Genomic DNA, 13,681 nt, shown 5'->3' with positions numbered 1-13,681 from the left:
CGTGCCGCATATCGTCAAGAGCACGATCCTGAACGCACCGACCGACGCGGTGTGGGACGTGTTGCGCGATTTCAACGGGCACGACCGCTGGCATCCGGCGGTTGCGACCTCCTCGATCGAACGCGCGCAATCCGCGGACAAGATCGGCTGCGTCAGGCGATTCAAGCTCAAGGACGGCTCTGAGCTGCGCGAGCAGCTGCTGGCGCTGTCCGACCTCGAGCAGACCTTCAGCTACTGCCTGCTCGATACGCCGGTCCCGATGTTCAACTACGTCGCCCATGTCCGGCTGCTGCCGGTGACCGACGGCGACCGCACCTTCTGGCACTGGGAGTCGCGATTCACGACGAAGCCGGAGGACAAGGACCGCATCACCCACATGGTCGCCGAAGACATCTATCAGGCCGGATTCGAAGCGATCCGCCGCCATCTGAAGGAGGCCGCTTGAGCCATGGCCGTGACGGTAAAGACCTTTACGAATGCGAGCGAGGCGGCCGGTGCGCTGTCGTCGGACCGTAGCGCGCGCTATCTCGGCGGCGGCACGCTGGTGATGCGCGCGCTGAACGAAGGCGACGTATCGATCTCGACGATCGTCCGGGCGCAGGACCAGGCACTGACGCGGATCGATGCCTCGGGTCCGCGCATCACGCTCGGCGCCGGCGTCACCTTCGCGCGCGTGCTCGCCGAGCGCGATCTCGCCTTCCTGCATGCCCCTGCCCGCTCGATCGGCGGTCCTGCCGTGCGCAACATGGGCACGGTCGGCGGCAATCTGTTCGCGCCGAACCCTTACGGCGATTTCACCGTGGCGCTGCTGGCGCTCGATGCCACAGTCGCCGTGCAAGGCGGCTTCGGCTCGCGCGATATTCCGATTGAGGAGTTTCTGCAGGGGCGCGAGCGCCAGGCCGGGACATTGGTGCTGTCGGTGTCCTGCACGCGGCCGGCCAGCAGCGAGGCGTTCCGTTATCGCAAGATCGCGCGCATCAAGCCGAAGGGCGGCTCGGTGATCACGCTCGCCGCGCATCTGCCGGTCAGCGGCGGACGGATCGCAGGTGCGCGGATTGCGCTGGGCTCGATGGCCCCGACCCAGATCCGCGCCCGCGCCGCCGAGCGCGCGCTGGAGGGCCGCTCGCTGGATGCCGCGACCATCGCAGCCGCGGCCTCTGCGGCCACGGAAGGAACATCGCCATCCGACAACGCGCTCGGCAGCGCCTGGTATCGCCGCGAGATCGTCGGCGTGCATTTGCGACGCCTGCTATCGGGACAGGAATAGCTCGCCATGACAAAGATCCCCCTGCAATTTCGCCACAACGGCCGCGACGTCGCGATCTTCGTCGACGGCGGCACCAATCTGCTGGTCGCGCTGCGCGAGCTGATCGGCGATATGACGCCGAAATTCGGCTGCGGCCAGGGAGGTTGCGGCACGTGCAGCGTCCTGATCGATGGTGAGCTTCACCTCTCCTGCCTGACGCTCGCCGAGACCGTCGCCGACCGCTCGGTCGAGACACTCGACGGCATGAAGCAAGGCCCGAACCTGCATCCGCTGCAGCGCGCCTTCGCCGACAACTTTGCCGCCCAATGCGGCTATTGCACGCCGGGCATGCTGATGGCCGCAAAGGCGCTGCTCGACCGCAATCCCACCCCGAGCCGGGCCGACGTGGTCGAGGCGATCTCCGGCAACATCTGCCGCTGCACCGGCTACGAGCCGATCATCAATGCCATCCTCGCCGCCGCGGGCGGCCGGGCCAGCGCCTGAGGTCAGACCATGCTGGAACTGCGCAAGGACATCTTCGCCGACGAGCGTGACGATAACCTGAAGGAGATCGGCAAGGGCACGCAGCGGCAGGACATGCTCGGCCACATCACGGGCACGTCCAGCTATTTCAATGATCACCAGTTGCAGGGCATGCTGCACCTGAAGGTCGTTCGTTCGACCCAGGCCCATGCAAGGCTGCGCCGGATCGATACCACCGAGGCCGAGCGCTCGGCCGGCGTGCGCCGGATCATCCGCGGCGCCGACGTCCCACGCAATCTCAACACGCTGCTCAGCCTGATCAACTTCGGCAAGGATGACGAGCCGTCGCTCGCCGTCGACAAGGTCCGCTACAAGGGCGAACCGATCCTCGCCATCGTCGCCGACAGCGAGCGCGAGGCGTTCGAGGCGATCGCAAAAGTCAAGGTCGACTACGAGCCGCTGCCGACCGTGTTCGACGTCGAGGATGCGCTGAAGCCCGGCGCCCCCGTGGTCAACGAGACCTATCCGAAGAACGCCTTCATCTATCACGACGTCTATGATCACCAGCGCTTGCGCTTTGGCGATGCCGATGCCGCGCTCGCAACCGCGGACCACGTGCTCGAGCAGCGCTACCAGATGTCGCCGATCGAGCACGCTCCGACCGAGACCAACGGCGCCATCGCCGCGCCCGACACCAACGGCCGCTACGTCGTCTACACCTCGACGCAGGCGCTGTTCTTCTCGGTCGACACCTGCGCCAAGATCCTGGACGTGCCCTCCAACACCTTCCACTTCATCGGCGGCACCGTCGGCGGCGGCTTTGGCGGCAAGGTGGATACCCTGACCGAACCGCTCGCGATCCTCGGCGCCATGCTGACGGGGCGTCCCGTGCGTTACGTATTCGGCCGCGAGGAGGAGATGCAATACGGCCCGCCGCGGGGCGCCGAGCGCATCTACATCAAGGACGGCGTGATGCGCGACGGCCGCATCGTCGCGCGCAAGATCCGCGCTTTTTTCGACAGCGGTGCCTATACGCGGCTGTCGAGCTATGCCGCGGTGAAATGCGCCGCCCACCTGCCGGGCCCTTACACCATCCCGAACGTCTATGGCGATGTCTATTGCGTCTTCACCAACCGCACGCCGGCGACTGCCATGCGCGGCTTCGGCGTCACCGCGATGGATTTTGCCATCGAATGCCAGATGGACAAGCTCGCGGGCCTCGTCGGCATGGACCCGATGGAGTTCCGGATTCTGAACGCCTATCGCGACGGCGACATGAAGGCGCACCGGCGGGAGGCCAAGAACACCGCGCTGATCGAATGCGTCCAGGTTGCGGCGGAGAAGGCCAAATGGCCGATCCGCGACGAGTTCAGGCGCGCCTCCTCGCGCAAGGACGGTGGCGGCAGCCGCGCCGTCATCCCGCCGACACCGACGGATTCGCGGGCGCGGCCGGCCGCGCCTGCGCAGCAGCGCACGAGCTATGACCGCGCGCCGCCTACGACGACGCGGGAGCCGCCGCGCGAGCCACCGCCGCCGGCGCCGCCTCCTCCCCCGCCGCGCCCGGCCGCACCATCGCACGGCGCGACCCGGTTCTCATCCGTGTTCGGCACCAGGAGGCGCTAGATGGCCAGGCATCGCGGACGCGGCATGGCGTCGATCAACTATCCCATCGGCATGAATCTCGGCGGCGATCCGAGCCAGGCGCTCGTGCATTCCAATCCCAGCGGCAAGTTCACGGTGGCGCTGTCGTCGATCGACCTCGGCCAGGGCATGAAATCGGTGACTCGGCAGATCTGCGCCGAGACCCTGGGCGTGCCGGTCGAGGACGTCTACGTCGACACGGCGGACTCCGACACCGGCCCGCATTGCATGGGCTCGTTCGCCTCGCGCGGCACTCATCGCGTCGGCAACGCCGTGATGGCTGCCGCCCGCGAGGCGCGCGGCGTGATGATGGAGGCCGCGGCCGAGGAGCTCGAGGTCAACGCCGCCGATCTCGAGACCGACGGGCGCGGCAACATCCACGTCAAGGGCGCGCCGCACCGTTCGATCTCGACCAAGGACGTCGCCATTGCCGCGCAGTTCAAGCAGGGCAAGACCATCTCGGGCCGCGGCATCTTCCTCGTCCCGCTGTCGGACGTCGATCCTGAAACCGGCGAGATGTCGCCGGCGACCTGCTATGCCCATGCCTGCCTCGTCGCCGAGGTCGAGGTCGACGACGAGACTGGCGAAGTTGCGATGGTCCGGATGGATTCCGCCTACGAGCTCGGCCGCGCGCTCAATCCGCGCCTGGTCGAGCAGCAGCTGGTCGGCGGTGCCTGGATGGGCGTCAGCCACGCGCTCTACGAGACGCCTGAGCCCTACTATCCCGATCCCGTCCACGGGCCCCGCGACTTCGTCGAATATCTGATGCCCGGTCCCGGTGATATCTGCCCGCATGACATTGCCGTGCTGGAGCGTCCCGCCCCCGATGGGCCGTTCGGGGGAAAAGGCCCTGGCGAGATGTGCGCCAATCCGGTGCTGCCGGCGGTGGCGAATGCGATCTTCAACGCGGTCGGCGTCCGCATCGACGATCTGCCGATCACGCCGGAGAAGGTGCTGCGCGCAATCAAGGCCCAGGGCGGCGCGCGGCCGCAGGCGCGGCGCTAGAGGCTCGGCCGTGGCGGTTCGCAGCAACATCGTCGGCATCGACAGCCCCGAGGCGCTGGAGAAGGCGCTGCGGGCAGCGTATTATCTCGCCGACGAGGGCCTCGCGACCGCCGCCTATCTCGGACTCGCCCTCGGCAAGCCGCTGCTGCTGGAAGGTGCGCCCGGCGTCGGCAAGACGGAAGCCGCAAAAGCCATTGCCGCCGTGCTCGGCCGCCGCCTGATCCGCCTGCAATGCTACGAGGGCATCGACGCGTCTGCCGCGCTCTATGAGTGGAACTATCCGCGGCAAATGCTGGCGATCCGCCAGGCCGGCGATGAGAGCATCGACATCTATGGCGAGACGTTCCTGATCGAACGACCGATGCTGGCCGCGCTGCGCGCGCCCGATTCCACCGTGCTCCTGATCGACGAAATCGACCGCGCCGACCAGGAGTTCGAGGCCTTCCTGCTCGAATTCCTCTCCGACTTCCAGATCTCCATTCCCGAGCGCGGCACGGTCCGCGCCGCCGAGCGGCCGGTCGTCGTGCTGACCTCGAACCGGACCCGCGATCTGCACGAAGCCTTGCGCCGCCGCTGCGTCTATCACTGGATCGACTATCCCAGCGCCGAGCGGGAGGCGCGGATCATCATGATGCGCGCATCCAGCGTCGCCGAAGCCACGGCCCGCGCCGTCGTCGCGGCCGTCGAGAGATTGCGGCGCGAGCCGCTGAGCAAGGCGCCTGGCATCGCGGAAGCCGTCGACTGGGCCGAGGCCGCGACCCTCCTCAACAAGGGCGGCGCGCGCTGGCCTGATGCTTTCAAGCGCTCGATCGGGGTGGCGCTGAAGGACGAAGAGGATCTGCACTTCATCGCGCCGCGGCTCGATGCCATGCTCGCGGAGGCGACCGCATGAGCACCGATCTGCAGCTCCCACGCGCCGCCCGCACCTTTGTTTCATTCGTCGCGTTGCTGCGCGCCAACGGCTTCGCCGTCGCGCCGGAGCAGACCACTGCGTTCCTCGCCGCGATCGCGCTGCTCGGACCACGCAAGCTCGAGGACATCAGGCAGTCTGCGCTCGCCACCCTCGCCCCGCCGCCCGAGCGCCGCGCCACCTTCGACCGGCTGTTCGACCTGCATTTCCGCGGCAGCGAAGCGATCGAGCGCGCCGAAGACGGCGAGGACGACGAGACCGTCCGCCTGCAGGAGGAAGGTCGCGGCGACGAAGAGCCCCTGCTCGCCGACGACGCCAACGAGTCCGGTCTGACCGCGACGCGCGCCGAGGCGCTGGTCGAGCGCCGCTTCGCGCAGCTCTCCACGACCGATGCCCTCCGGCGCCTGGCTCGCGAGGCCCCGCGGCGCCTGCCGCGGCGGCGCGGGCACCGCCGCATGCGGGCGCGCCGCGGCCCCTTTGCCGACCTCCGCCGCACCTTGCGCGACAGCGTCCGCAGCGACGGCGAGATCCTGCGCCTCGGCCACATGAGGCGGCGGCAACGGCCGCGCAAAGTCTTGCTGCTGATCGACGTCTCCGGCTCGATGAAGAGCCGGACCGAGGAGAACATGAAGCTTGCGCATGCGCTGGTGCAGGCTGCGCCTAACGTCGAGGTCTTCACCTTCGGCACGCGGCTGACCCGTGTCACCCGCGTGCTGCGGCTGAAACGCCGCGAGCAGGCGCTGAGCGCCGCGGCCCATCTGGTCAGCGACTGGGACGGCGGCACCCGGATCGGCGACGCGCTGCAAGCCTTCCTGGCGGTCCCGCGGTTCGGCGGCTACGCCCGCGGCGCCGCCGTAATCATCGTGTCCGACGGGCTCGAGCGCGGCGAGCCGGACGCCCTTCGCGACGCCGTCGCGAAATTATCGCGGCGGGCCTGGCGGCTGAGCTGGCTGACGCCGCTCGCGACAGGTCCCGGCTTCCGTCCGCAGACCGAAGCGCTGGTCGCGATCGAACGCTTCGTCGACGATCTCGTGGACGGCGGATCGAGCGCATCCATCGTCGCCCACGTCCTGGCACTGGGAAGGAGAGCTGCGTGAACGGTATTGTCGACGGCCATCATCACATCTGGCGGCAGGCCGACCTACCCTGGCTGATCGGCCCGATGCAGCCTCGAATCTTCGGACCGTACGAGCCGATCCGGCGCGATTATCCGATCCAGGAATATCTCGACGATCTCGAGGGCAGCGGCGTCACCCGTTCGGTCTATGTGCAGACCAACTGGGCGCCCGAGCATTTCGAGGAGGAGGCAGCCTGGGTGCAGCGCACCTCCGACGAACACGGCTGGCCGCACGCCATCGTCGCCTACGCCAATTTCGCGGCGGACGACGTCCGCCCGCAGCTTGACCGCCTCAAGCGCTACCCACTGCTGCGCGGGGTACGTATGCAGCTGCATTGGCATGAGAACCCGCTCTATCGCTTCGCGCCGCGTCCGGATCTCTGCGCCGATCCCGTGATCCGTCGTAACGTCGCGCGTCTGGCCGATTACGGCTGGAGTTTTGACCTCCAGGTCTTCACGCCGCAGATGCCGGATGCTGCGCAGCTCGCCGAATCCTGTCCCGGCGTGACCTTCATCCTCCAGCATGCCGGCATGCTCGAGGATCTCTCGCCGGCTGGACGGGCCGCCTGGCGCGCCGGGATGGCCCGGATCGCGACTTGTCCGAACGTGGTCTCGAAACTGTCCGGGCTCGGCACCTTCATCCACCGCAACGATCCCGCGCATATCGCCGCCGTGCTCACCGATACCGTCGCGATCTTCGGCGCCGAGCGCTGCCTGTTCGGCTCCAATTTTCCGATCGAGAAATTGTGGACCAGTTATCGCGAGCTCGTCGGAGCCTTTCGCGCCGCCGCCGCCCCGTTCAGTGCGGAGCAACAGGATGCGATCTTCAGGACGACGGCAACGCGCGTCTATCGGCTTTGACAGACAAGAAACGAGACAGGAGGGAAACGAATGGCGCTGGAGATCAAGATCCTGGACTACGGCGATATCGAGCTGGAATCGAGCTTCCTGGTGCTCGGCCGCGACTGCGGCCGCACCCGCCGCGTCCTCACCCTCGGCTTCCTGATCCTCGGCGGCCCCTATCCGGTCGTGGTCGACACCGGCTATCGCTCCAACCAGATCATGGAGACGCTGGGTATGCGGGGACTCCAGTATCATGAGAACATGATCGAGAACCAGCTCGCCCGCCACGGCGTCCGCATGGGCGACGTCCGCTTCGTCTGTCACACCCATCTGCACATCGACCATGCCGGCAAGGACGATCTGTTCCCGATGAACACGACCGTCGTGCTCAACCGCAAGGAGCTCGAATATTCCGTCTCGGGCCTGATGCATCCGCAATATCCGGCGCCCGACATCAAGCACCTGATCGACCGCCTGCACACCAAGAGCGCGCTGCGCTTCCTGGATCTCGAAATCACCGGACCGATCGAGCTGATGCCCGGCGTCTATTGCGACGCCGCCAACGCGCACACCGAGGGCTCGATGAACATCATCGTCCACACCGCCGACGGCATCGCGACCATCTGCGGCGACGTGATCTACGATTTCAACGACCAGATCGTCACGCCCTTCCATGAAATCCACGATTGGGAGCCGCGCACCACCGGCAACCACGGCACCACCAAGCGCGCGGAGAAGGCGGCGATCAAGAAGCTGCTCAGCAATTCGCGCTACCTGCTCCCGGTCCACGACCGGCCCGCCAAGATCGACGGCGGCAATGTCGTGGGGCGGCTGCATGATCAGGTCCCCGGCCCCATTGTTCAATCGCTGCCCCAGCGCAACTGGTTCCCGGCTTGAAATGTCGAGGATCGACCGATGACGCATGTCACCCTGCGAAGCGAGTTCGAGACCCTGATCGATCCCTATGCGCCGGTCGCCCAGATCGGCACCGGCTTCGACTTCACGGAAGGGCCGATCTGGCACCCGGTCGATCATTATCTGCTGTTCTCGGACATGCCGGGCGACGTGCGCAGGCGATGGGATGCGCGGCGCGGCGTCGTCGAGGTCAAACGCCCGTCGAACAAATGCAACGGCATGACCTATGATGCCGAGCTCAATCTGATCGTCTGCGAGCACGCGACCTCGTCGCTGGTTCGCGAACGCCCGGACGGACGGCGCGAGGTGCTGGCCTCGCATTTCGGCGGCCAGGAGCTCAACAGCCCGAACGACGTCTGCGTGCATTCATCCGGCGCGATCTATTTCTCCGATCCCTGGTATGGCCGCATGCCGGTCTATGGTGTCGAGCGGCCGCGCCAGCTCGGCTTCCAGGGCGTCTACCGCGTCGTGCCGGGCGGCGAGCCGAAGCTCGTGGTCGAGCGCAGTTTGTTCGACCAGCCGAACGGGCTGTGCTTCTCGCCGGACGAGAAGCTGCTCTACGTCAACGACACGGTGCAGGCTCTGATCCGCGCGTTCGACGTCAACAGCGACGGCTCGCTGTCGAATGCGCGCGTGTTTGCGAGCGGCATCAAGTCCGAGCTCGAGCCCGGTCTGCCCGACGGCATGAAGTCCGATCAGCACGGCAATGTCTGGGTTACCGCGCCCGGCGGCGTCTGGGTCTTTTCGCCGCGCGGCGAACTGCTCGGCAAGGTCCGCCTGCCCGAACTCGTCGCCAACCTCGCCTGGGGCGGGCCGGATTTCCGCACGCTTTACCTCACCTCGACGCATTCGGTGTATGCGATTCCGACCAAGGTCGGCCCGCGGCATGAGCCCTATATGAGCGGCCGGCGCGCTGGTGGCGGAACAAGCCCGAGCTCATCGCCAGCCGCGCCTATTCTGACCGAGGGCGAGATGCGGCTCGATCCGCAACGCTGCGCCATGATCATCCAGGATCTCCAGAACGACGTCATCATGGACGGCGGGGCTTTCGCCGAGTCCGGCGCGCCCGGTCACGCCAAGCAGCAGCACGTCGTGGAGAATGTGCGGCGCCTCGCGGAAGCCGCACGCGCCCGCGGCGTCGCCATCATCCATGTCTGGTTCGTGGTCGAGCCCGGCGCACCCGGCGTCACGCTGAACGCGCCGCTGTTCGAAGGCCTCGTCGACAGCAAGGCGATGGTGCGCGGAAGCTGGGGCGCGGCTCCGGTTTCAGGCCTCGAGCCACGGCCCGGCGATTTCGTCGTCGAGAAGATGCGGATGAGCGCATGGGAAGGCACGCGCCTCGAGACGATCCTGAAAGCGACCGGCCGCGACATGATCATCAACACCGGCGCCTGGACCAACATGTCGATCGAGCACACCGCGCGGACCGGCGCCGACAAGGGCTATTTCATGATCGTCCCCGAGGATTGCTGCTCGACCATGAATGCCGACTGGCACAACGCCTCAATCAATTTCGCCATGCAGAACGTCGCGATCGTGACCAGGGCCGACACCGTCATCAGAGCGCTGGGATGAGCTGTGGCAAAGCTCCTGCACCTGTCCTGCTCGCCGCGCGCCGAGTCCGTCTCGACGGCCGGCGCGCGCGTCTTTCTCGATGGCTTCCGCCAGACTCGGCCGGATTGGGACGTTGACGTCGTGGACATTTGGCGTGAGCGGATGCCGGAATTCACGGGCCCTATCGTCGAAGCCAAATATGCGCGCATGAAGGCTCAAGGCTTCACCGACGCGCAACGCGAGAGCTTTGCCGAGGCCGAGCGAATGGCGCTGCGCTTCTCACTCGCCGATCGCGTGCTGATCTCGACCCCGATGTGGAACTTCAGCCTTCCCTACAAGCTCAAGCAATGGTTCGACATCATCGTCCAGCCCGGCCTCACCTTTCGATTCGATCCATCGCAGGGATATCTTCCGCTGCTGCAGGACCGGCCGACGCTGGTGATCATCGCCAGCGGCAGCGATTTTGCCACCGGCATGAACCGCGGTCGCATCGATATGGCAACGCCCTACTTGCGGGAAATCCTGCGTTTCATCGGGATCAGCAATGTCCGTTTCGTGTTGATCGGTCCAACCACCGGACCGCAGCAGCCGATCGATGCCGCCCGTGAAAGGGCCCATCAACGCCTCGCTGCAATCGCCGCGACCTTCTGAAGCGCGATCGATTTAGGTTGAATCGATTGCCGCGGTCGGTCACCTCTCCCGCTTGCGGGAGAGGTCGGCGCGAAGCGCCGGGTGAGGGCTTTCTCCTCTTGGGGATTGTCCCATTGCGGAAGCACCCTCTCCCCACCCCTCTCCCGCAAGCGGGAGAGGGGGCCCACTACCGTCGTCGCAGCAAATCAATCCCAATCTCATCGCGCTTTGAAGCGCGATGGCGGCGTGTCGCGCCGGATCAGATCAGGCTCGATTTGCCCCGGCTCAGCACCTGGCCTGCGCCTTTGCTGCCGACGATGCGGCCCTGGCTGCAGACGACCTCTCCCCTGGCGATCGTCGTCACCGGCCATCCCGTGACCTCAAAACCTTCCCACGGCGTGTAGTCCGCGCCGTGATGCAGATCGGCCTGCCGGATCGGCTTCTTCAACTTGGGATCCCAGAGAACGATGTCGGCATCGAAACCGACGCCGATCGAGCCCTTGCGCGGATAGAGGCCGTAGATGCGAGCGTGGTTGGTCGCCGTCAGCTCGATAAACTTCTGCAGGGTGATGCGGCCCTTCGAGACGCCTTCAGAGAACAGGATCGGCAGCCGCGTCTCGACGCCGGGAATGCCGTTCGGCACCCAGCGGAACGAGGTGCGGGCGTTCGGCGTCAGCTTGCCCTTGGGATCGTCGTAGCGAAACGGGCAGTGATCGGACGAGAAGGTCTGGAACACACCCGACGCGATGCCTTCCCAGATCGCCTTCTGGCTCTCGACATCGCGCGGCGGCGGCGAGCAGACATATTTCGCGCCCGTGATATCCATGTTGAGGCCCTTCATGTCATCGGCCGTCAACGTGATGTATTGCGGGCAGGTCTCGGCGTGAACGGGCAGGCCGCGCTGCTGGGCCCAGCGCACCTGCTCCATCGCCTCGCGTCCGGAGACGTGCACGATCATGATGGGAACGCCGATCACCTCGGCATGACTGATGGCACGGTGCGTCGCCTCGCGCTCGACCGCCTGCGGCCGCGAGGTGCCGTGATAGTACGGCGCGAGATGACCTTCGCGCTCCAGCTTGCTGGTGAGGAAGCGGATGGCGTCGTAGCCCTCGCAATGGACCATGACCAGCGCCTCCTCGCGGCGCGCAACGTCGAAGACCTCGAGCAGCTGCTTGTCGCTGAGCACGAGGTCGTCATAGGTCATGAACACCTTGAACGAGGTGTAGCCGTCCTTGACCAGGGCCGGCAGCTCCTGCCCGAGCACCACGGCAGTCGGGTCGGAGATGATGAGATGGAAGGCGGTATCGATGTAGCACTCACCTTCAGCGAGCTTGCGATAGTTCTCGACACAGGTGCGCAGCGAGGTGCCCTTCTCCTGCAGCGCGAAGGGCAGCACCATGGTGTTGCCGCCGGCCGCCGCCGCGCGCGTCGCCGAGGCGAAGTCGTCGGCCATCACCACGTCGGGGCCTGAAGGCTGCGAGATATGCACGTGGCTGTCGATGCCGCCCGGCAGCGCCAATAGACCCGTCGCATCGATCTCGCGGGCCGCGCCCTCGATACGATCGGCGATGCTGACGATGCGGCCGTCGCGAATGCCGATATCGGCGCGACACTCGTCGCTGGCCGTCACGATGGTGCCGCCGCGGATGGTGAGGTCGAGCTGCGTCACTGATGTCTCCGTCACTTGATCTTTTGCATTGTGTGGAAGATCCGCCCCCATTGCGCAAGGGCCGTCACATCTCCGCCCGCGAGGCCGAGGGTCCGCCACAGCGTCACCGCGACCGAATCGAGCACGGCGATGTCCAGCTCCCGCTCCAGCGTGGCCGCAAGCGCCGCACCATCGAGATTGGTGCAGAGAATGACGATGGCGTCAGACCCCTCCGCCGCCACCGCCCGGATCATGCCTGCGATCGTCGCCGGCGCGACCTCGCCAAAGGAAAAGTTGTCGCGCAAGCCGAGATGCCGCTCGGCATGCGGGGTGATCCCCTCCTCGGCCCAGACGTCGGCAATGCGCCGCTGCACGTCGTCGGTATAGGGCGAGACCAGGCCGATGCGCCTCGCGCCGAGCGCGCGCGCCGCATCGATGCAGGCCAGCGTCGATGTCGTTGCCAGAACATTCGTGCGCGCCATGATCGCCTCGCACAGGCTACGGTCGCGCCCGATGCCGAGCCAGCTTGCGGACGTGCCATTCCAGGCGATCGCGTCGACCTTGGCATCCGCCAGCAGATCGGCCGCCGGCAACATCACCGAGGCATCGAACTGGCTCAGCGCGGCGGCATCGAGCGCGATCTCGGTGACGCGGAAGCGCGAGAAATGTGCGGTGATGCCGGAGACACCGGCCAGCATGGCGCTGGTGACGGGCTCGAGCACCGAGTTGGAGGACGGCGTGATCATGCCAAGGCGTTTGCGCAAGACTACATCGGTCACGATCGCTCCGTTGCCGTGGAACGCATGAACGCTCCCTCGAAACGATCATCGGCATCCCCCGTGGTGCGCGCAACCGGCAATTTGCATACTGCATGCAATTTGTTCGATATGCATTTGTTTTAAGCCACATACGTCGCCTATTTGGGCATCGCCTTCGGCTCGGGATGGCTAGGATGAGTTGCAAGCAGGAAATCTCTCGTGCAGCAGAAATCCGAACCGAACCCGGGGCGAAAGTCGCCCAAGCTCAAGCGAATGGGACTGCATGAGCGCGCCGCCGCGCGGATGCGGACGATGATCATTCGCGGCGAGCTGCCGCCGGGCTCGCAGACCCAGGAGACGAAACTGTCGAAGGAGCTCGGCGTATCGCGCACCCCCTTGCGCGAGGCGATGAAGGTGCTGGCGGCGGAAGGGTTGATCGAGCTGCGTCCCAACCGCAGCCCGCGCATTGCCGATATCGCGGTCGACGGCATCTCGGAATTGTTCGAGGCCCTCGCCGGCATCGAGCGGCTCGCCGCCGAGCTTGCCGCGGAGCGCGCCACCGAGCGCGATCTCGCCCGCCTGCGCACGCTGCAGACCCGGATGGAAGGTCATCACCGCAACGGCAAGCTCGACGATTATTTCGCACTCAACGGCGAGATCCACAACACCATCGTCCGCATGGCGCGCAACACGCCGCTGCGCGAGGCGCACGAGACGCTGATCTCCCGCGCCGAGCGCGCGCGCTATCTCGCGCTCGGCGCCGACAGGCGCTGGAGCAATTCGGTCGACGAGCACGCCGACATCCTCGCCGCCCTCGAAGCGCGCGACGGCGAAGCGGCCGGCCGCTTGCTCGGCGCGCATGTCGCGCGCACCGGCACGGCGCTGCTGGAAGTCCTCGCCGCCTCTCAGGCCAAGCGGACGGCGGCCTGAA

At 66.5% G+C, this 13,681-nt stretch carries 14 protein-coding genes; 12 read left to right on the top strand and 2 right to left on the bottom strand.

What is annotated here, in order from left to right:
• The first annotated feature begins 1 nt into the window (after position 1).
• From DCG74_RS19220 to DCG74_RS19170, 11 genes are read left to right on the top strand one after another with little or no spacing between them, the layout of a single operon-like run.
• Positions 2 to 445 carry an SRPBCC family protein gene (locus DCG74_RS19220; protein WP_057029889.1) on the top strand — a complete coding sequence of 148 codons (444 nt, stop codon included), beginning with the start codon at positions 2 to 4 and terminating at the stop codon, positions 443 to 445.
• A 3-nt stretch (positions 446 to 448) separates the two neighbouring features.
• A complete protein-coding gene (locus tag DCG74_RS19215; RefSeq protein WP_172784501.1) occupies positions 449 to 1,267 on the top strand; it encodes a xanthine dehydrogenase family protein subunit M in 819 nt (272 codons plus the stop codon).
• Positions 1,268 to 1,273: 6 nt separating this feature from the next.
• Positions 1,274 to 1,750 carry a (2Fe-2S)-binding protein gene (locus DCG74_RS19210; protein ID WP_172784500.1) on the top strand — a complete coding sequence of 159 codons (477 nt, stop codon included), beginning with the start codon at positions 1,274 to 1,276 and terminating at the stop codon, positions 1,748 to 1,750.
• A 9-nt stretch (positions 1,751 to 1,759) separates the two neighbouring features.
• Positions 1,760 to 3,352 carry a xanthine dehydrogenase family protein molybdopterin-binding subunit gene (locus DCG74_RS19205; protein ID WP_172784499.1) on the top strand — a complete coding sequence of 531 codons (1,593 nt, stop codon included), beginning with the start codon at positions 1,760 to 1,762 and terminating at the stop codon, positions 3,350 to 3,352.
• Positions 3,353 to 4,375, top strand: coding sequence for a xanthine dehydrogenase family protein molybdopterin-binding subunit (locus tag DCG74_RS19200; RefSeq protein WP_172784498.1), 1,023 nt, complete (start codon positions 3,353 to 3,355; stop codon positions 4,373 to 4,375).
• Positions 4,376 to 4,385: 10 nt separating this feature from the next.
• Complete coding sequence (locus DCG74_RS19195) at positions 4,386 to 5,267, top strand: MoxR family ATPase (protein ID WP_172784497.1); 882 nt, start codon at positions 4,386 to 4,388, stop codon at positions 5,265 to 5,267.
• Positions 5,264 to 6,382: a VWA domain-containing protein gene (locus tag DCG74_RS19190; protein ID WP_172784496.1), complete on the top strand. Its 1,119-nt coding sequence runs from the start codon at positions 5,264 to 5,266 to the stop codon at positions 6,380 to 6,382. Before DCG74_RS19195 ends, DCG74_RS19190 begins: the two co-directional genes overlap by 4 nt.
• Positions 6,379 to 7,263, top strand: coding sequence for an amidohydrolase (locus tag DCG74_RS19185; protein ID WP_172784495.1), 885 nt, complete (start codon positions 6,379 to 6,381; stop codon positions 7,261 to 7,263). The genes DCG74_RS19190 and DCG74_RS19185 overlap by 4 nt, the downstream gene beginning before the upstream one ends.
• A gap of 30 nt (positions 7,264 to 7,293) precedes the next feature.
• Entirely contained in the window at positions 7,294 to 8,142 is an 849-nt protein-coding gene (locus DCG74_RS19180) for an MBL fold metallo-hydrolase (protein WP_172784494.1), read from the top strand.
• Between the two features lie 18 nt (positions 8,143 to 8,160).
• Positions 8,161 to 9,735, top strand: a complete 1,575-nt coding sequence (locus tag DCG74_RS19175; protein ID WP_172784493.1) for an isochorismatase family protein — start codon at positions 8,161 to 8,163, stop codon at positions 9,733 to 9,735.
• 3 nt (positions 9,736 to 9,738) lie between these two features.
• The gene (locus tag DCG74_RS19170; RefSeq protein ID WP_172784492.1) at positions 9,739 to 10,365 is read left to right on the top strand and encodes an FMN-dependent NADH-azoreductase; all 627 of its coding nucleotides are present in this window, start codon (positions 9,739 to 9,741) and stop codon (positions 10,363 to 10,365) included.
• A gap of 238 nt (positions 10,366 to 10,603) precedes the next feature.
• On the opposite strand, the gene hydA is transcribed toward DCG74_RS19170, so the two are convergent.
• Together hydA and DCG74_RS19160 are read right to left on the bottom strand one after the other, a co-directional pair.
• Positions 10,604 to 12,064 (bottom strand): dihydropyrimidinase, encoded by a 1,461-nt coding sequence (gene hydA / locus DCG74_RS19165; protein WP_172784491.1) that lies wholly within the window; start codon positions 12,062 to 12,064, stop codon positions 10,604 to 10,606.
• The gene (locus DCG74_RS19160) at positions 12,025 to 12,738 is read right to left on the bottom strand and encodes an aspartate/glutamate racemase family protein (protein ID WP_172784640.1); all 714 of its coding nucleotides are present in this window, start codon (positions 12,736 to 12,738) and stop codon (positions 12,025 to 12,027) included. The genes hydA and DCG74_RS19160 overlap by 40 nt, the downstream gene beginning before the upstream one ends.
• Before the next feature lie 231 nt (positions 12,739 to 12,969).
• Between DCG74_RS19160 and DCG74_RS19155 the strand changes: the two genes are divergently transcribed.
• Positions 12,970 to 13,680 (top strand): GntR family transcriptional regulator, encoded by a 711-nt coding sequence (locus tag DCG74_RS19155; protein WP_172784490.1) that lies wholly within the window; start codon positions 12,970 to 12,972, stop codon positions 13,678 to 13,680.
• The last annotated feature ends 1 nt before the right edge of the window (position 13,681 follow it).

Origin of the sequence: Bradyrhizobium sp. WBAH42, assembly GCF_024585265.1 — a bacterium.
Lineage (GTDB): Bacteria > Pseudomonadota > Alphaproteobacteria > Rhizobiales > Xanthobacteraceae > Bradyrhizobium.
This window is presented reverse-complemented; position numbering and strand designations above follow the sequence as displayed.